Here is an 18,257-nt window from a genome sequence, read left to right on the forward strand (position 1 = left end):
TCCAAGACTCTCCATATCCCTGCTACCCCCGCAGCCATGTATCGGGAGGTGAGCAAGTGAGCCTGCGAACCAACGAGCAGGACCGCTTCCCACGTCGGCAAGGCCGACGCCGGGGCGTGACGCGAGCGGCTCGCCGACGACGCGCTCGACGGCGCCCTCGCTCAAGCCGAACGGGTCGGCGCCGCCGGTCCCGCCCGTGACCAGGCGACCGGCGCCCGAGCCCTGACCGAGGTGCACGCCAAGGTCGCCGAGCTCGCCAAGAACACCAAGCCGACGAGCGCCGGTATCGGGACTGATCCTGACCGTGGGACGGTCGCTCGCCACGACCAAGCGGAACGTGATCGAGCCACGGCAAGACCCCGAGCCCCCATTCAGGAGCCCACTGAGACCAGAACTGAGACCGCCGACACCCGCGCGACCGGTTCCCGCCGACGTCGCCGCATCCACTGAACGACAAAACCCCAGGTCGGAGTCGATCCGACCTGGGGTTTCAGGCAGAGCCGCCTTCGGGATTCGAACCCGAGACCTACGCATTACGAGTGCGTTGCTCTGGCCAACTGAGCTAAGGCGGCTTGGTGCGCGGCCCAGTCTACACATCGTGGCGGGGTGCTCTGTAACCGGATGATGAGCTGGTCAGGGGTTGGCGGGAGAGCGCGGGGGCGGGTGTGCTGTGGGTCACTTGCAGTGTTTGCCCTTGGGGGGAACGGTGCCGTTGAGGAGGTAGTTGTTGATCGTCTTGTCGATGCAGGTGCTGCCGCGGCCGTAGGCGGTGTGGCCGTCGCCGTCGTAGGTGAGGAGGGTGGCGCTGGAGAGCTGGGCGGCGAGGGCCTTGGCCCAGACGTAGGGGGTGGCCGGGTCGCGGGTGGTGCCCACGACGAGGATCGGGGCGGCGCCCTTGGCCTCGATGCGGTGGGCCGTGCCGGTGGGCTTGACCGGCCAGTACGCGCAGTTCAGGGCGGCCCAGGCGAAGTTTTCGCCGAAGACCGGGGAGGCCTTGCGGAAGCTGGGCAGGGCGGCGCGGACCTGCGCGGGGCTGTTGAAGGCGGAGGCGAGGTCGAGGCAGTTGACGGCGGGGTTGGCGTACATCTGGTTGGCGTAGGTGCCGTTCGGGTCGCGCTCGTAGTAGCTGTCGGAGAGCGTGAGCAGCCCGCGGCCGTTGCCGTCCTCGGCCTGGGCGAGGTATTCGCGCAGGACGGGCCAGGCGCGCTGGTCGTACATGGCGGCGACGACGCCCGTGGTCGCGAGGGATTCGGTGAGCTTGCGCTCCTCGCCCGTGGCCGCCGGGTGGGCGTCCAGCTTCTTGAAGAGGGCGGAGAGCTGCCGGCCGGCGTCGTCGACGCTCTTGGTGCCGAGCGGGCAGTCCTTGTGCTTGATGCAGTCCGCGGCGAAGGCCCTGAAGGCGGTGTCGAAGCCGGCGGTCTGGTTGAGGTTGACGGTGCGGGAGTCGAGCTCCGGGTTCATCGCGCCGTCCAGAACCATCCGGCCGACGCGGGACGGGTAGAGGCCGGCGTAGGTCGCGCCGAGGAAGGTGCCGTAGGAAGCGCCCACGTAGGTGAGCTTCTTGTCGCCCAGGACGGCGCGCAGCACGTCCATGTCGCGGGCGGCCTCGATGGTGGAGACATGGCGGAGCAGTTGGCCGGCGCGAGAGGCGCAGCCCTTGGCGAAGCTGCGGTAGGCGCTGGTGAGCTGATTGACCTCGGCCGGTGAGTCCGGGGTCACATCGGTCTGGGTGTAGCGGTCCATCTGCTTGTCGGTCAGGCACTCGACCGGTTCGCTGCGGCCCACGCCGCGGGGGTCCATCGCCACCATGTCGTAGCGCGCGCGGACCGCGGCGGGCTGGGGCGCGTACCGCTGGAGGTACTCGATCGCCGAACCGCCGGGGCCGCCGGGATTGACCTGGAGGGAGCCGATCTTGCTACCGGGGCCGGTGGCCTTCTTGCGGGCCACCGTGAGCTTGAGGTCGGTGTCCGCACTGGGCTTGGAGTAGTCCAGGGGCGCCTTCATCGTGGCGCACTCGAAGCCCGCCACCCCACAGGGATGCCAGCTCAGCTTCTGGTCGTAATACGGGCGAAGGGTGGCCGGGGTGGCGGCCGGGAGGGGCGCGAGGGAGGCGGCCTCGGCGGGGCGCTGGGCGCCGGCCGCCGTCCCGCGGCCCGGGGACGCCTCACCGTCGGGGGACGAACTCCCCGAGGAGCAGCCGGAGATCAGCAGAGCGGTGGCCGCGAGGGCGGCGGCAGAGGTGCGGAGCGGGCGGCTGGTGGCCATTGGGCGGTCCCTTGGTCTCGGTCCCTGGAGAGTGGGGTGGAGTGTGCTGTGCGGTGTCGGTCCTTGGGGTGGGGTGCGGTGGAGCCCGTACGTACTGGCGGCGGGTGGAGCGTGAGGTGGCGTGCGGGGCGGGCGCTGAGCGGTGGCCCGGCCGGGGTGGCGGCCGGGGAACGGCTCGGCAGGAGTCGGCTGAGGAGAGGGAGGCGGATGCGGGAGGTGGAGGCGGAAGGCAGCGGGCGGGTGGCGGTGGCAGGTGGCAGGTGTTCGGCGAGGCTCTCGCACGGAGAGTATCCGGCCGAGGACGTGGTGTGTGCGGCTCGTGGAGTGAAGGCTCGGGCAGCCGGCGGGGGCCGGTGCCGTGGACCGTGTGGGGTCGGGCGGGGGCGGGCGGCCGGCGGGGGCCACCGCGGTGAGTCGGGATCGGGCGGCCGGCGGGGGCCACCGCGGTGGGTGGGGTCGGGCGGCCGGCGGGCCGGCGCCATGGATGAGTGGGGGGTCAGCCCGCCCGGAGAGCCACCGTCATCGCCTCGACCGCGAGGAGGGGGGCCACATTGCGGTCCAGGGCCTCCCGGCAGGCGATGACGGCTTCTATCCGGCGGAGGGTGCGTTCGGGGGTCGAGGCGGTGGCGATGCGCTGGACGCTGTCGCGGACCTCGTCGTTGGCGAGGGGTACCGAGGCGCCCATCTGGAGGGCGAGGACGTCGCGGTAGAAGCCGGTGAGGTCGACCAGGGCCAGATCGAGGCTGTCGCGCTGGGTACGGGTCGAGCGGCGCTTCTGCTTGTCCTGGAGTTCCTTCATGGCGCCGGCCGTGCCACGCGGCAGCCGTCCGTTGGTGCCGGCTGCGGCGCCGAGCGCGGCGCGCAGCTCCTCGGTCTCCTTGGTGTCGACCTCCTCCGCGACCTGCTTGGCGTCCTCCCCCGCGGCGTCGATCAGCTCCTGGGCGGCCTTGAGGCAGCCGCCGATGTCGTCGACGCGGAGGGGGAGTTTCAGTACGGCCGTCCGGCGGGCCCGGGCGCGCTCGTCGGTGGCGAGGCGGCGGGCCCGGCCGATGTGCCCCTGGGTGGCGCGGGCGGCCCGGGCGGCGGCGTCCGGCTCGATGCCGTCCCGCCGGACGAGGACGTCGGCGACCGCGTCGACCGGTGGCGTACGCAGCGAGAGCAGGCGGCAGCGCGAGCGGATGGTGGGGAGGACGTCCTCCACTGAGGGGGCGCAGAGCAGCCAGACCGTACGGGGCGCGGGCTCCTCGACGGCCTTGAGGAGGACATTGCCGGCGCCTTCGGTGAGGCGGTCGGCGTCCTCCAGGACGATCACCTGCCAGCGGCCGCCGGACGGGGAGAGCGAGGACCGGCGGACCAGGTCGCGGGTCTCCTTGACGCCGATGGACAGCAGGTCCGTACGGACGATCTCGACATCGGCGTGGGTGCCGATCAGGGCCGTGTGGCAGCCGTCGCAGAAACCGCAGCCGGGGGCGCCGCCGAGGGCGCGGTCCGGGCTGACGCACTGAAGGGCGGCGGCGAAGGCGCGGGCCGCGGTGGCCCGGCCGGAGCCGGGCGGGCCCGTGAACAGCCAGGCGTGCGTCATCTGGGAGGCGCCGCCGGGCTCAGCGGACGGCGGCTCCTCACCGCGCGCGGGCTCCGGCCCCGCCTGCTCCGCGGAGACCAGGGCGTCCGCATCGCGCGCGGCCGCGGCCAGCTGCGCCGTCACCCGGTCCTGGCCGACCACGTCGTCCCATACCGCCATCGCTGTCCGCCGTTCCTGTGCCGTTCCGTCCTGCCCGTGCCGCGCCGAGTGCGGGTGTGCCCGGCCCCGCACACCGCGCAGTGCTCCGCGCCCGACCCATTGTGGTGCAACCCACTGACAAACGAATCCGGAAGCCGGCGCCGGGCGGCCGGACGGTGCCCTCCGGAAGCGGAAAACGGCCGTGGCCGCAGCGGGGAGGCTGCGGCCACGGCCGTTCGTACGAGGGCGTCCCGGCCGGCTAGCCGCGCCGCCCTTGGCCGCCGCGACGGCCGTCCTCGCCCCTGCCGTCCGCGTCCTCGTCGGCGCGCGGGCCCAGCAGCTCGTCGGCGAGCGTGGGCAGATCATCCAGCGGGGTCTCCTCCGCCCATTCGGGGCGGCGGCGGGCGCGCTGCGGGATCTCGACGGGGTGACCGGTCTCCGGGTCGATCTGCGGGAGTTCGCGGGTGCGCTCGGCGCGCGACTCCGCGGGGGCGGACGCCGCGCCGTTCCTCCCGGCCGCCGCGTCCGGCGTCTCCTTGCGGAACATCCACGGCGGCACCCGGTCGGCGGGGTCACCGCTCCGCCCGTGTTCGCCGCGTGCGTCGTCCCGTACGGGCGGCAGCACGGCGGTCTCCTCGGCGTCCCGTACGGGCGGCAGCACGGCGGTCTCCTCCGGGTCCGCGCCGGTGTCCAGCCCGTGCCAGGGGTCCTGGGCGTCCCGCACCGGAGGCAGCACCGCCGTCTCGTCCGCCGCACGGGAGCCCGCGTCGCCCGCCGTTCCGGGCCGCGGCAGTGACTCCTCGGTCCGCTCGCCGTCCGAGCCGGAGCCGGAGGACGGGGACGCCTCGTCGGGGGCGCTCTCGCCGAGCCGCTTGCGCAGATCCGCGACGTAGGTCTCCGCCGTGGGCGCGTCGGCCGCCTCCGCCGCCTCGGCCGCGGCCTTGGCCTCCGCCGCCGCAGCCGCCTCGGCGGCCGCCTTCCGCGCCTCCTCGGCACGCACCAGCGCCGCCTCGGCCTTGCGCTGCTTCTCCAGGCGGCGCTCCTCGGCCTCCTTGCGCAGCCGCGCCTCTTCCTCGTGCTGCTTGCGCAGCCGCTCCTGCTCGGCCTGGCGGGCGCGTTCCTCGGCCTCGCGGCGGGCCCGCTCCGCCTCCGCGGCCTGCCGGGCCTCCTCGGCGCGCTTGCGGGCCTCCTCGGCCTGGCGGGCCTCCTCGCGCGCCCTGGCCGCCTCGGCCTCCTGCCGCTTGCGCTCTTCCTCCTCGGCGCGCAGCTTGGCCAGCTGCTCCTGGCGCTCGCGCTCCAGGCGCTCCTCCTCCGCCTTGCGCGCCGCTTCCTCCTCGGCCTTGCGGCGGGCCTCTTCCTCGGCGGCCTTACGGGCCTCGGCCTGCGCCTGGACCTCGGCCTCGGACAGCGGGAGCACCTGGTCGAGGCGGTGCCGTACGACGGTGGTGACGGCTTCCGGTTCCTGGCCTGCGTCGACGACCAGATAGCGGGCGGGGTCGGCGGCGGCCAGTGTGAGGAAGCCGGACCGTACCCGCTCGTGGAATGCGGCGGGCTCGGACTCCAGCCGGTCCGGCGCCTCGGTGAAGCGTTCCCGCGCGGTCTCCGGGGAGATGTCGAGCAGCACCGTCAGATGCGGCACCAGACCGTCGGTGGCCCAGCGGGAGATCCGGGCGATCTCCGTGGGGGCGAGATTGCGCCCGGCGCCCTGGTAGGCGACCGAGGAGTCGATGTACCGGTCGGTGATGACGACCGCACCGCGCTCCAGGGCCGGCCGGATGACGCTGTTGACGTGCTCGGCCCGGTCGGCGGCGAACATCAGCGCCTCGGCGCGGTCCGAGAGCCCGGACGTCGAGACGTCCAGGATGATCGAGCGCAGCCGCTTGCCGATGGCGGTGGCGCCCGGCTCGCGGGTCACCACGACCTCGTGGCCCTTGCCGCGGATCCACTCCGCGAGCGCCTCGACCTGCGTGGACTTACCGGCGCCGTCGCCGCCTTCCAGGGCGATGAAGAAGCCGGTGGGGGCGGGCGCCTGCGCCGGTTCGCCGCCGCGCAGCGCCTCCCACAGATCGCTCCGCAGCGGTACGCCCTGCCGGTCGTCGACCTTGCCGAGCACCAGCGCGGCGACCGGCAGCAGCAGCGCACCGGCCAGCATCAGGGTGTAGGCGGCGCCGCCGTACGCGAAGTTGAATTCACCGTCGCCGAGGTGGTGCGGGCCGATGACAGCCGCGAGCAGCGGCGCGACGATGGCGGCCACGGCGATGGAGAGCCGTACGACGGCGTGCAGATGCTCGGTCGTACGGGCGGCACGGAATTCCTCGGACTCCTGGTCCAGGAGCACATGCCCCGTATTGGCGGCGATCCCGGCACTGACGCCGGCCAGCAGGGCGAGCAGCAGCACCGTCGTCTGGTCCGGGACCAGGCCCATGGCCAGCAGCGCGAGGCCGGTGGCGGCCACCGCGAGGGCGAGCAGCCGGCGCCGGGAGAGCGTGGGCAGCACCCGGTGGGCGCCGCGGATGCCGACGGCCGTACCGCCGGTGAGCGCGAGCACCAGCAGCGCGTAGGCGGCCGGGCCGCCGCTCAGGTCGTAGCCGTGCAGGACGGCCAGCGAGACGGCCGCGGCGAGGGCCGCCGCCACCGCGGCGCAGGCGGTCACCAGCAGCGGGATCGCGCCCGTGCGGCCCTTGTCGGCGGTCGGCCGGGCCGGGCCGCTGTCCGCCTTCTCGCCCTGGGCCGGCTGCCCGGAGGCCGCTCCTGCGGCCTTGGGGCGGCGCAGTCCCTCCAGAGGGGAGCGCGGCCGCGGCGTCGGCACACCGGGGAGCTCGATGAAGTAGAGGATCGATACGGAAGCGGCGAAGAGCCCGGCGGCGACATAGGAGCCGAGCGCGGCCTGGTGGAGGCGGAACCAGTCGATGCCGGTGCCCAGCAGCTTGCTGATGAGCGTGCCGACCACCAGGACGGCGGCCGCGATCGGCAGCGAGACGAAGGTGGTGCGCAGCGAGAGGCGGCGCAGGGCGTCCATGTTGTCGGGCAGCGGGCGGACCGCGGCGCCCTCGGGGGGCGGAGTGGGCAGCAGCCCGGGTGCGGCGCTCTCCCGTACGACGGTCCAGAAGCGTTCGGCGACGCCGGTGACGAAGACCGTGACCAGCAGCCAGGCCAGTGCGTTGTCCGGCGTCCAGTCGATCCAGAGGGGGGCGATGACCAGCAGCGCGAGCCGCAGCACATCCGCGCCGATCATCGTCCAGCGCCGGTCCAGCGGTCCGGCGGGTGCGGTGAGGGCGGACAGCGGGCCCAGCAGGACGGCTCCGAAGAGGAGCATCGCCAGCATCCGGGCCGCGAAGACCACGGTGACCGCGAGGGCGGCTCCCCGATAACCGCCGCCGAAGGCGGCCTCGCCGCCCAGGGGGACGTACAGCGCCGCCTGTAGGGCGAGCAGTACGAGGACAAGCATGGACAGGGCATCGCCGATGCCCCCGACAAATTGGGCGCTCCACAGTCGCTTCAGTGGGGGGAAGCGGAGCAGGGCTCGCACGGCGCGCTCGCGGGAATCCGCCGCTAGGGCGCCTGAAGTGGGGGTCACGACCGTTGGCTGCTCGGCACGCGTCATCTCGCCAGCCTATCGATACGGTGCGGGGCGTCGAGCGCCTGCCCGAACAAATGGGCGGGCACGACGGAACGTGTCCGCCTTGCCCGCCCTTGTCCTGCGGCTTCGCCGGCCGGGACCGGCCGGTGCCGCCTCAGTCCTCGGCCGACACCGCCGTCTTCTTTGCCGCCGCCGTCTTCGCGGTGGCCTTCTTGGCGGTCGTCTTCTTCGCCGTGGTCGTCTTCTTCGCCGCGGTCTTCTTGGCGGCCGTCTTCTTCGCGGTGGTCTTCTTCGCCGCCGTCTTCTTGGCCGGCGCCTTCTTGGCCGCCTTCTTCGCGGTCTTCTTCGCCGGCCCCTTGGCGCGCTTCTCCGCCAGCAGCTCGTAGCCCCGCTCGGCGGTGATCGTCTCGACGTCGTCGTCCCGCCGCAGCGTCGCGTTGGTCTCGCCGTCGGTGACATACGCGCCGAAGCGGCCGTCCTTGACCACCACGGGCTTACCGCTCACCGGGTCCGTACCCAGTTCCTTCAGCGGCGGCTTGGCGGCGGCCCGCCCACGCTGCTTGGGCTGGGCGTAGATCGCCAGCGCCTCCTCGACGGTGATCGTGAAGAGCTGCTCCTCACTCTCCAGGGAGCGCGAGTCGGTGCCCTTCTTCAGATACGGGCCGTAGCGGCCGTTCTGCGCGGTGATCTCCACGCCCTCGGGGTCGGTGCCGACGACGCGCGGCAGCGACATCAGCTTGAGCGCGTCCTCCAGCGTCACCGTGTCCAGGGCCATCGACTTGAAGAGCGAGGCGGTGCGCGGCTTGACCGCGTTCTTGCCGGTCTTCGGGGTGCCCTCGGGCAGGATCTCGGTGACGTACGGGCCGTAGCGGCCGTCCTTGGCGACGATCTGGTGGCCGCTGACCGGGTCCATCCCCAGCTCGAAGTCGCCGCTCGGCTTGGCGAGCAGCTCCTCCGCGTACTCCACGGTCAGCTCGTCGGGCGCCAGGTCGTCGGGGACGTCGGCGCGCTGGTGGCCCTCGGCGTCCTTCTCGCCGCGCTCCACATACGGGCCGTAGCGGCCGACCCGCAGCTTGATGTCGTCGCTGACCGGGAAGGACGAGATCTCCCGGGCGTCGATCGCACCGAGGTCGGTGACCAGTTCCTTGAGCCCGCCGAGGTGGTCGCCGTCGCCGTTGCCGGCGTCCGCTGCACCGCCCTCGCCGTGGCCCTCGCCGAAGTAGAAGCGCCGCAGCCACGGCACGGACTGCGCCTCACCACGGGCGATGCGGTCGAGGTCGTCCTCCATCTTGGCGGTGAAGCTGTAGTCGACCAGCCGGCCGAAGTGCTTCTCCAGGAGGTTGACCACCGCGAAGGACAGGAAGGAGGGGACGAGCGCGGTGCCCTTCTTGAAGACATAGCCGCGGTCGAGGATCGTGCCGATGATCGACGCATAGGTCGACGGGCGCCCGATCTCGCGCTCTTCCAGCTCCTTGACCAGCGTGGCCTCGGTGTAACGGGCGGGCGGCTTGGTGGCGTGCCCGTCGGCGGTGATCTCCCGCGCGGCCAGCGCATCGCCCTCGGCGACCTGCGGCAGCCGGCGCTCGCGGTCGTCGAGCTCGGCGTTCGGGTCGTCGGCGCCCTCCACGTAGGCCTTCAGGAAGCCGTGGAAGGTGATGGTCTTGCCGGACGCGCTGAACTCGGCGTCCCGGCCGTCGCTGGCCCGGCCACCGATCTTGACCGTGACGGAGTTACCGGTCGCGTCCTTCATCTGGGAGGCGACGGTCCGCTTCCAGATCAGCTCGTAGAGCTTGAACTGGTCGCCGGTCAGCCCCGTCTCTGCCGGGGTGCGGAAGCGGTCGCCGGACGGGCGGATCGCCTCGTGCGCCTCCTGGGCGTTCTTGACCTTGCCGGCGTAGGTGCGCGGCTTGTCCGGCAGGTAGTTCGCACCGTACAGATGCGTCACCTGCGCCCGGGCCGCGGCGACCGCGGTGTCCGAGAGCGTGGTGGAGTCCGTACGCATATAGGTGATGAAGCCGTTCTCGTACAGCTTCTGCGCCACCTGCATGGTGGCCTTGGCGCCGAAGCCGAGCTTGCGGCTGGCCTCCTGCTGGAGGGTGGTCGTACGGAACGGGGCATACGGCGAGCGGCGGTAGGGCTTGGACTCGACCGAGCGCACCGCGAAGTCGGTGTTCTCCAGGGCGGCGGCGAGCGCGCGGGCGTTCGCCTCGTCCAGATGGAGCACATCGTTCTTGAGCTGCCCGTTGGAGCCGAAGTCACGGCCCTGGGCGATACGGCGGCCGTCGACGGTGTTCAGCCGCGCGGTCAGCGTCGAGGGGTCGCTCGCGTCCCCGGCCCTACCCGTGGCGAAGGTGCCGGTCAGGTCCCAGTACTCGGCGGAGCGGAAGGCGATGCGCTCGCGCTCCCGCTCGACGACGAGACGGGTCGCGACGGACTGCACCCGGCCGGCCGACAGCCGCGGCATGACCTTCTTCCACAGGACCGGCGAGACCTCGTAGCCGTAGAGGCGGTCGAGGATCCGGCGGGTCTCCTGGGCGTCGACCAGCTTCTGGTTCAGATCGCGCGGATTGGCGACGGCCTCGCGGATCGCGTCCTTGGTGATCTCGTGGAAGACCATCCGGTGGACGGGGACCTTGGGCTTGAGGATCTCCTGGAGGTGCCAGGCGATGGCCTCGCCCTCGCGGTCCTCATCTGTGGCGAGATAGAGCTCATCGGACTCGGCCAGCAGCTCCTTGAGCTTCTTGACCTGGTCCTTCTTGTCACTGTTGACGACGTAGATCGGCTGGAACTCGGCGTCGACGTTCACGCCGAGGCGGGCCCAGGGCTCGCCCTTGTACTTCGCCGGGACCTCTGCGGCGCCGTTCGGCAGGTCGCGGATGTGTCCGACGCTGGCCTCGACCACGTAGCCAGGGCCGAGGTAGCCCTTGATCGTCTTCGCCTTGGCAGGCGACTCGACGATGACGAGTCGGCGGCCGCCGCCGTCTGTGGTCTCGCTGGTCGGGGACAACTTCGCTCTTCTCTCCGGTCGACGCTGGGATTGCCTCCCGGCCGGACGCCGGGACGCACTGCGGTGACGCTTGACGCTGCGGAGTGTGACGGTACCTCCCGGCCCCGTGTCAAACGGAAAAACCCCGCAACGCCACTCGAACGGTAACCCGACTACATGCCTTCATGTCGCCTGGACCGCATCAGGCGCCTGCCACGGGCCCCGGGGGCGGTCCTATGGATCATGACGGGGCCGACCTGCTCCCCGGTGTCCACGCCGGCCGTTCCCCGCGCGCCGCAGCCCCGGCACCTTCGGTGATCTCACACAGTGACGGTTCCCCGACGGTTCATCGCTCGCCCGGGGCCGCGCACCGCACCGTCCGCCGGCCGGCGACTGTCACAAGGCGGCGCCGGATGCCGTCATTGCCTTGATACAGCACGTGAGCGGGCTGGCAGGATGGACACGGCACGGCTCGCCGTTCGAGCCGGGTACTGCCGTCGTCACGCACACTCGGGGGGATCACCACCCATGGCCAACCAGCACCCCGGACCGCCTCCGGAACAGCCGCCCGGCCAGCCCGGTCAGAACCCTTACGCCACACCGGAGAGCGGCAAGCCCGCCGACCCCGGTTACGGCTATCCGCAGGGCGGCCGCCCCGGGGAGCCCGGATACGGCTATCCCCAGACGCCCGCGCAGCCGCAGCCGCAGCCCGGTTACGGGTACCCCCAGGCCGGCGCCCAGCCGGCACCCCCGCCCGGTTTCCCGCCGGGCGCGCCGCCGCAGCCGGCGCCCGGCGGCTTCCAGCCCGGGGCCCAGACCGGCGGGATGGCGCTGTCGCTCGGCGATATCGCGGTGACCGGCGACACGGTCATGACGCCGGCCGGACCGATGCCGCTCAAGGGCGCGGTGTGGACGGCGACCGATATGTCGCGGACGGAGGAGAAGATTCCGGCGCACGCGGTCGTGCTCGCCATCGTCTTCTTCCTCTTCTGTCTGCTCGGCCTGCTCTTCCTCCTGATGAAGGAGCGGGTGACGACCGGGTTCGTACAGGTCACGGTGAACAGCGGCGGCCGGCACCACTCCACGATGATCCCGGTGCAGTCCCGCGAGCAGGTGATGTTCGTGCTCAACCAGGTCAACTACGCCCGGTCGCTGAGCGTGTGAGCACCGGGGAGTCCTGGGGTCCCGCCGAGCCCGCGGGACCCACGGGGGCGGCGGTCCGGAAGCGCGCCCTCCGCCGGGCGGCGGTCGCACTCGGCGGCGGCGCGGCGGCCGCCGTCTACCTCTGGCACACCGATCCGCACCAGCCGGGGCAGCTGCTGATCCCCTGCCCCTTCAAATGGGCCACCGGGCTGCTGTGCCCGCTGTGCGGCGGGACCCGGATGGCGTACGACCTGATGCACGGCGAGGTCGTGACGGCCTTCCACGACAACGCCGTGCTGCTCACCCTGGGCGGGCCGGTGGTGGCGTACGCCGTCGGACGCCGGCTGGTCGCCGGCCTCCGCGGCCGGGTGTACCGGCCCCGACTGTCGGGCCGCGGCAATGCCGTGGTGCTCGGCATCGCCGCGGTGTGGATGCTCGCCCGCAATCTCGTCGGCTAAGGGCTGTCCCGTAGGCGACGCGCCACAGGGCGGCCTGACGGTCCGGCAACGGTCCGGACCGTCAGGCGTCCGTGCGCCGTGTCAGGGCGTCAGCACCTCAACGCGGCAGCGCCTCAGCGCACGGTGACCGAGACCACCGGCGAGACGGTGCTGCCGGTGGCCATGCGGAGCTGGTTGACGCCCTTGATGCCGAGCTTGACCCGCACCGCGTACGCGCCGCTGGAGTTGACCGGCGTCTGCGCGGGCAGCGAGACCCACTTCTTGCCCTGCTTCTGCTGGACGGTGAGCTTGGTGCCGGCCTTGATGCCCTTGGCGATGCCGGTGATCCGGAACTGCTCCCAGGCCTTGACCGTCGTCGCACTGGCCTTGGCCGTCAGGGAGGCGGCGGCCGGCGCGGTGGCCACGGTCGGCGCGGGCGTGTGCAGGTCCTGCGGTGCGGCGAAGGCCGCGGCCGAGCCGCCGGCGAGCAGGGAGACAGCGATGACACCGACGGTGGCGTAGCGGAGTGCACGGTTCATTGGGGTTCCTCCCTGAGGGGGCCGGCCCATGGGCCGACCGGCCTGTTGGTGACCTTCACTGAGGGAGATGCCCTGATGGCACCGAAAAGTTCCCGCGTACCGGCACACACCGGCCATTTATGACAGAACTGGCCGGAAGTGAACGGAACGCCTTCCTACGGCAGTTGAGGACGACGTCCCGGCACCAGGGTGCCGACGCGGCGGGCGGCAGGACGACGGGGCGACGCGGGCGGCTACAACGCCATCAGCAGCCAGCAGCCGGTGGCCAGGAACGCCACCCCGGACAGCAGCGCGGTCACGGCGGCGACCGGACGGCTGACACCGTCGGCGACCGGGGAACCGGTCCGCGCACACACGCCCGTCCACACCAGAAGTCCGGCGCCGAACAGCGCGAACGCCACACCGGCGAATGCCTCGGGTCCACTCTCCATGCGGGCAGCGTGGCACCCCGGGGCGGCATCCCGGCGAACGCCGGATGAACGCCACCGGTATGTCGCCCGCCGCTCCCCCGTCCGCGTCAGCCGCCCGCGTCAGCCGCCCCCGTCAGCCGTCCGCGTCACCCGGCCGCGGCCACCGGCTCCAGGAACCCCTGCTCCACCAGCATCCGGATCGAGGCCGGGGTGCGGTCCCGCAGCAGGACCGGGTCCTCGCCGACGAGTTGGGCGATGGCGTCCAGAATCCGCCCGGCGGGCAGGGTGCCGTCACACACCCCGGCGAAGCCCGCGCCGACCGTGTCCACCTTCGTGGCGCGCCGCATACCGCGGTTCTGACGCAGCACCACATGCTCCGGGTCCTCCGCCCCGGGCAGCCCGACCTGCTCCTGGACCACCTCGTCGGCGAGCTTGAAGTGGCCGGCCAGCAGCGCCGCGTCATCCGTGGCCCGCAGATAGTCCTGGCGGTCGAAGTGCGCCACGACCGCCTCCCCGAGCGGCTGCTCGACCGGATGCGGCCATTCCTCGACGGTGATGGAAGAAGCCTCCGAACCGGACTTGCGCAGCGTGATCCAGCCGAAGCCGATGGCCTTGGTCCCGCGCGCCTCGAACTCGTCGAGCCAGGCGTCGTACCGCGCGGCGTATGCCTCGTCGCCCGCCCGGTGGTCGCCCGCGTCGCGCAGCCACAGCTCGGCGTACTGGGTGATGTCCTGCACCTCGCGCTGCACGATCCAGGCGTCACAGCCCTGCGGCACCCAGGACCGCAGCCGGTCCTGCCACTCCTCGCCCGCCACATGCTGCCAATTGGCCAGCAGCTGGCAGTAGCCGCCGTCGTTGAGGTACGCGGCGGACTGCTGGACCAGCGTCCGGCACAGGTCGTCGCCGCCCATGCCGCCGTCCCGGTAGGTGAGGCGGGCGCCCGGGGAGATCACGAACGGCGGGTTGGACACGATCAGGTCGTACGTCTCGTCACCGGCCGGCTCGAACAGCGAGCCCTCCCGCAGGTCCGCCGCCTCCGCCCCGGAGAGCGCCAGCGTCAGCGCGGCGATCCGCAGCGCCCGGGGGTTGAGGTCGGTGGCCGTGACGCGGGTGGCGTGCTGGGCGGCGTGCAGCGCCTGGATGCCGGAGCCGGTGCCGAGGTCGAGCGCCTTGCCGACCGGGCGGCGCACGGTGATCCCGGCCAGGGTCGTGGACGCCCCGCCGACGCCGAGCACCAGCTCCGCGCGGTCCGCCTCCCCGACGCCCCGGATACCGCCGGCCCCGCCGACCGCACAGCCCAGGTCGGAGACGATCCACCAGTCCTGCCCCTCGGGGCCGCCGTACGGCCGCACGTCCACACTGGCGCGCAGCTCGTCGCCGTCCTGCACCAGCCAGCCGTCGGCGAGGCAGTCCGCGACCGGCAGCGCGGCCTGCGCGCGCCGCCGCTCCACCGGGCGCTGGAGCAGGAACAGCCGCACCAGGGTCTCCAGCGGGCTGTCACCGCGCGTCGCCCGCAGGGCGGGGACGGTCTCGCTGCGCGCCAGCGCGGCATAGGCGGGCGCGCCGAGCAGCTCCAGCAGCCCGTCGGCGGTGAAGGCGGCGGCCAGCAGGGCCTCGCGCAGCCGGGCGGTACGGGCGTTGCTCTCGGGGTCCTGGGCATCTGCGGTGGGGAGGTGCGTACTCACGCCCACCATTGTCGGCCCTGCCACTGACAAACGGCGACGGCCCGGCGCCACGCCCGCTCCGGGCGCGTCGCCGGGCCGTCGGAGCCCGTGCCGGTCCGCGGCCACCGCGGCGTCCCGGCCCGTCCGACTCCCGTGGCCGCTACGACTTCTTCGACTGCGTCGGCGCCGGGGAACCGGACGCGGCGGGGTTCTGACAGCCCTTCTGGGCGGCCATCGCCGTGCCGACGTCACCGGCCTCCAGGTTCTTGAAGGCGGCCTCGCTCTGCTTGTTGAGCTTGTTGATGCCGTTGGACAGGTCGCGCAGCCCGTCCGCGAACTTGAGCTTGTCCTTGGTGTCGAGGCTGTCGACCTGCTTCTGGAGGTCCGCGTAGCCCTTGGAGAGCGAGTTGAGCTCCTTGACGGCGTTCTGCTGGGCCTGCTTGCCCTGGTCGGTCGGCGGGGGCCCGGCCTTCTCCAGGGACTTGGCCAGCGAGGCGTAGGCGCCGGAAATCTTCTGGAAGGCGGCCGAGTCGGTCTGCTGGACCTTCTTGGAGTCCGTGCTGCCGTTGTCGGCCGTCTGCATGGCGCCGTTGGCGTCCTGGATCTTCTTGAACTGAGCCTGCGCAGGGTCGCAGAAACTCTTCGCCCAGTCATTGAGCTTCTTGCTGCTGTCGTCGCTGCAACCGGTCAGCGCGAGTACCAGTGCGGCACCGCCGGACAGTGCAGCCACAAGCTTCTTGTTCACCGGATTGGTCCCTTCCATGGCTCTCGGCCCCGGAACATACACGCCGAAAGGGCCCGGCCCACCGGTCGGGCATCCCGCCCTGCCCTCATTGCAGCCATTTGCACCAAGGACCGCAGGGCCACCCGGGCACACGGAAGGCGGGTGGCCGGCGTCCGCAAAATACGCCGTCCACCCGCCCAGTTGAGCGGTCCGCGCGCCCTGTTGGTGCTCCTCGGCGGCTAGGACGCCACCGCCGTCTTGGCCGACTTGGCGATGCTTTCCGGATCTTCGGAGTTGTCTTCGTCACCCACGGCGATTCCGCGCCGCTTGGAGACGTAGACCGCACCGACGATGACGGCGATCGCCAGCAGCGCGACCACGAGCCGGACGCCCGTGCTCTTGTCCTGGCCGTAGGAGAACTTGACCACCGCGGGGGCGATCAGCAGCGCCACCAGGTTCATGACCTTCAGCAGCGGGTTGATCGCCGGGCCCGCGGTGTCCTTGAACGGGTCGCCGACGGTGTCACCGATGACCGTCGCGGCATGCGCCTCGCTGCCCTTGCCGCCGTGGTGCCCGTCCTCGACCAGCTTCTTGGCGTTGTCCCACGCGCCACCGGAGTTGGCGAGAAAGACCGCCATCAGCGTGCCGGTGCCGATCGCACCCGCCAGGAACGAGCCGAGCGCGCCGACGCCGAGCGAGAAGCCGACCGCGATCGGGGTGAGCACGGCCAGCAGCCCGGGAGTGGCCAGCTCACGCAGCGCGTCCTTGGTGCAGATGTCCACGACCCGCCCGTACTCGGGCTTCTCGCTGTAGTCCATGATCCCGGGGTGCTCCCGGAACTGCCGGCGCACCTCGAAGACCACCGCGCCCGCCGACCGCGAGACCGCGTTGATCGCCAGCCCGGAGAACAGGAAGACGACCGAGGCGCCGAGGACCAGCCCGACCAGGTTGTTGGGCTGCGAGATGTCCAGGCTGAGGCCCATGCCGGTGGCGGCGTTGCCGACCTCCCGTACGGCGGTGGCGATCGCGTCCCGGTACGAGCCGAAGAGCGCGGCCGCGGCCAATACGGCCGTCGCGATGGCGATGCCCTTGGTGATGGCCTTGGTCGTGTTGCCGACCGCGTCCAGGTCGGTCAGCACCTGCGCGCCGTCACCGGTGACATCACCGGACATCTCGGCGATGCCCTGCGCGTTGTCGGAGACCGGGCCGAAGGTGTCCATCGCCACGATCACGCCGACAGTGGTCAGCAGGCCGGTGCCGGCCAGCGCCACCGCGAACAGCGCCAGCATGATGGAGGCGCCGCCCAGCAGGAACGCCCCGTAGACGGCCAGACCGATCAGCACCGCCGAGTAGACGGCCGACTCCAGGCCGATCGAGATACCGGAGAGCACGACCGTGGCCGGTCCGGTCAGCGAGGTCTTCCCGATGTCCCGTACGGGCCGGCGGTTGGTCTCGGTGAAGTAGCCGGTCAGCTGCTGGATCAGCGCGGCCAGCACGATGCCGATGGCGACCGCCACCAGCGCCAGCATCCGCGGGTCGCCGCTGGTGCTCAGGATCTCGACGTCGGTGACGCCCTTCAGGCCCTGGTAGCTGGACGGCAGGTAGATGAACACCGCGGCGGCCACCAGGACCAGCGAGATGCCCGCGGAGATGAAGAAGCCGCGGTTGATGGCCGTCATGCCGCTGCGGTCGCTGCGCCGGGGCGCGACCACGAAGATGCCGATCATCGCGGTGAGCACACCGATGGCCGGGACCAGCAGCGGGAAGGCCAGCCCGGCGTCGCCGAAGGCCGCCATGCCCAGGATGAGCGCGGCGACCAGGGTCACCGCGTACGACTCGAAGAGGTCGGCGGCCATACCGGCGCAGTCACCGACGTTGTCGCCCACGTTGTCCGCGATGGTCGCGGCGTTGCGCGGGTCGTCCTCGGGGATGCCCTGCTCGACCTTCCCGACGAGATCCGCGCCGACGTCCGCGGCCTTGGTGAAGATGCCGCCGCCGACCCTCATGAACATCGCGATCAGCGCGGCGCCGAGACCGAAGCCCTCCAGCACCTTGGGCGCGTCGACCGCGTACACGAGCACCACGCAGGAGGCACCGAGCAGTCCCAGCCCCACGGTGAACATTCCGACGACGCCACCGGTACGGAAAGCGATCTTCATCGCCTTGTGCGAGACGGCCGTAAGATCCTTTGTCTTGGTTTCACCCTCGGCCGGAGTGGCTTCCCGGGCGGCCGCCGCGACGCGCACATTGCTGCGTACGGCGAGCCACATGCCGATATAGCCGGTGGCCGCCGAGAATCCGGCGCCGATCAAGAAGAAGGCGCTGCGTCCGGCGCGCTGCGTCCAATTGTCCGCAGGCAGCAGCATGAGCAGGAAGAACACCACGACGGCGAATACACCGAGGGTCCGCAACTGCCGGGCCAGGTAGGCATTTGCGCCTTCCTGCACGGCCTCCGCGATCTTCTTCATTCTGTCGGTTCCCTCACCGGCCGCGAGCACTTGGCGGACCAGCACCGCCGCGACAGCCAGCGCCGCCAGGGCGACCACGGCGATCACCAGCACGATGCCGCGGTTGCCCGCCGTAAGGGACGGCCCGGCCAGAAAAGTGGGGGTGTCAAGCAACTGAGGGGTGTAAGGCCCCGCCATTCGTCCTCCTTGACGTTTGGCACATGGGCGCGCGGAAGCACGCTCAGGCGTCCTGAGCAAGATGTGGACGGATTGTAGGGAGCCGCGGTTGATCAAAACAGTACGCGTCAAAGGGAATTCGCCGGTAGCGGCGAAGATCAAAAG

11 protein-coding genes and 1 tRNA gene are annotated in these 18,257 nt (G+C 71.9%); 2 read left to right on the forward strand and 10 right to left on the reverse strand.

What is annotated here, in order from left to right:
• Window positions 1-498: 498 nt before the first annotated feature.
• From TU31_RS06210 to topA, 5 genes are all read right to left on the reverse strand, one after another.
• Window positions 499-572 (reverse strand) — tRNA-Thr (locus TU31_RS06210).
• Window positions 573-675: 103 nt separating this feature from the next.
• Entirely contained in the window at window positions 676-2,265 is a 1,590-nt protein-coding gene (locus TU31_RS06215) for an alpha/beta hydrolase (RefSeq protein ID WP_042150495.1), read from the reverse strand.
• Window positions 2,266-2,761: 496 nt separating this feature from the next.
• Window positions 2,762-4,006, reverse strand: coding sequence for a DNA polymerase III subunit delta' (locus TU31_RS06220; protein ID WP_042150497.1), 1,245 nt, complete (start codon window positions 4,004-4,006; stop codon window positions 2,762-2,764).
• Window positions 4,007-4,244: 238 nt separating this feature from the next.
• Window positions 4,245-7,589, reverse strand: a complete 3,345-nt coding sequence (tmk, locus tag TU31_RS06225; RefSeq protein WP_042150500.1) for a dTMP kinase — start codon at window positions 7,587-7,589, stop codon at window positions 4,245-4,247.
• Between the two features lie 130 nt (window positions 7,590-7,719).
• On the reverse strand, window positions 7,720-10,572 hold the full coding sequence (topA, locus tag TU31_RS06230) for a type I DNA topoisomerase (RefSeq protein WP_042150501.1): 2,853 nt from the start codon (window positions 10,570-10,572) through the stop codon (window positions 7,720-7,722).
• 507 nt (window positions 10,573-11,079) lie between these two features.
• Between topA and TU31_RS06235 the strand changes: the two genes are divergently transcribed.
• On the forward strand, window positions 11,080-11,715 hold the full coding sequence (locus TU31_RS06235) for a hypothetical protein (protein WP_042150504.1): 636 nt from the start codon (window positions 11,080-11,082) through the stop codon (window positions 11,713-11,715).
• A complete protein-coding gene (locus TU31_RS06240) occupies window positions 11,712-12,152 on the forward strand; it encodes a DUF2752 domain-containing protein (protein WP_042150507.1) in 441 nt (146 codons plus the stop codon). The genes TU31_RS06235 and TU31_RS06240 overlap by 4 nt, the downstream gene beginning before the upstream one ends.
• Window positions 12,153-12,265: 113 nt before the next feature.
• On the opposite strand, the gene TU31_RS06245 is transcribed toward TU31_RS06240, so the two are convergent.
• From TU31_RS06245 to TU31_RS06265, 5 genes are all read right to left on the reverse strand, one after another.
• Entirely contained in the window at window positions 12,266-12,670 is a 405-nt protein-coding gene (locus TU31_RS06245) for a hypothetical protein (RefSeq protein ID WP_042150510.1), read from the reverse strand.
• Between the two features lie 233 nt (window positions 12,671-12,903).
• On the reverse strand, window positions 12,904-13,101 hold the full coding sequence (locus TU31_RS06250; RefSeq protein ID WP_042150514.1) for a hypothetical protein: 198 nt from the start codon (window positions 13,099-13,101) through the stop codon (window positions 12,904-12,906).
• Between the two features lie 125 nt (window positions 13,102-13,226).
• A complete protein-coding gene (locus TU31_RS06255) occupies window positions 13,227-14,774 on the reverse strand; it encodes a DUF7059 domain-containing protein (protein WP_370682712.1) in 1,548 nt (515 codons plus the stop codon).
• A gap of 130 nt (window positions 14,775-14,904) precedes the next feature.
• Entirely contained in the window at window positions 14,905-15,489 is a 585-nt protein-coding gene (locus tag TU31_RS06260; RefSeq protein ID WP_042150517.1) for a hypothetical protein, read from the reverse strand.
• 218 nt (window positions 15,490-15,707) lie between these two features.
• Entirely contained in the window at window positions 15,708-18,113 is a 2,406-nt protein-coding gene (locus TU31_RS06265; RefSeq protein WP_042150520.1) for a sodium-translocating pyrophosphatase, read from the reverse strand.
• Window positions 18,114-18,257 lie beyond the last annotated feature (144 nt).

It is taken from the genome of Streptomyces lydicamycinicus (assembly GCF_000829715.2).
Classification (GTDB): Bacteria; Actinomycetota; Actinomycetes; order Streptomycetales; family Streptomycetaceae; genus Streptomyces; species Streptomyces lydicamycinicus.

What these genes read in the sequence shown, in the direction of transcription:
- TU31_RS06245 (WP_042150510.1), bottom strand. Translation starts at nt 12,670, where the DNA reads ATGAACCGTGCACTCCGCTACGCCACCGTCGGTGTCATCGCTGTCTCC.
- TU31_RS06255 (WP_370682712.1), bottom strand. Translation starts at nt 14,774, where the DNA reads ATGGTGGGCGTGAGTACGCACCTCCCCACCGCAGATGCCCAGGACCCC.
- TU31_RS06215 (WP_042150495.1), bottom strand. Translation starts at nt 2,265, where the DNA reads ATGGCCACCAGCCGCCCGCTCCGCACCTCTGCCGCCGCCCTCGCGGCC.
- TU31_RS06250 (WP_042150514.1), bottom strand. Translation starts at nt 13,101, where the DNA reads ATGGAGAGTGGACCCGAGGCATTCGCCGGTGTGGCGTTCGCGCTGTTC.
- tmk (WP_042150500.1), bottom strand. Translation starts at nt 7,589, where the DNA reads ATGACGCGTGCCGAGCAGCCAACGGTCGTGACCCCCACTTCAGGCGCC.
- TU31_RS06220 (WP_042150497.1), bottom strand. Translation starts at nt 4,006, where the DNA reads ATGGCGGTATGGGACGACGTGGTCGGCCAGGACCGGGTGACGGCGCAG.
- TU31_RS06235 (WP_042150504.1), top strand. Translation starts at nt 11,080, where the DNA reads ATGGCCAACCAGCACCCCGGACCGCCTCCGGAACAGCCGCCCGGCCAG.
- TU31_RS06265 (WP_042150520.1), bottom strand. Translation starts at nt 18,113, where the DNA reads ATGGCGGGGCCTTACACCCCTCAGTTGCTTGACACCCCCACTTTTCTG.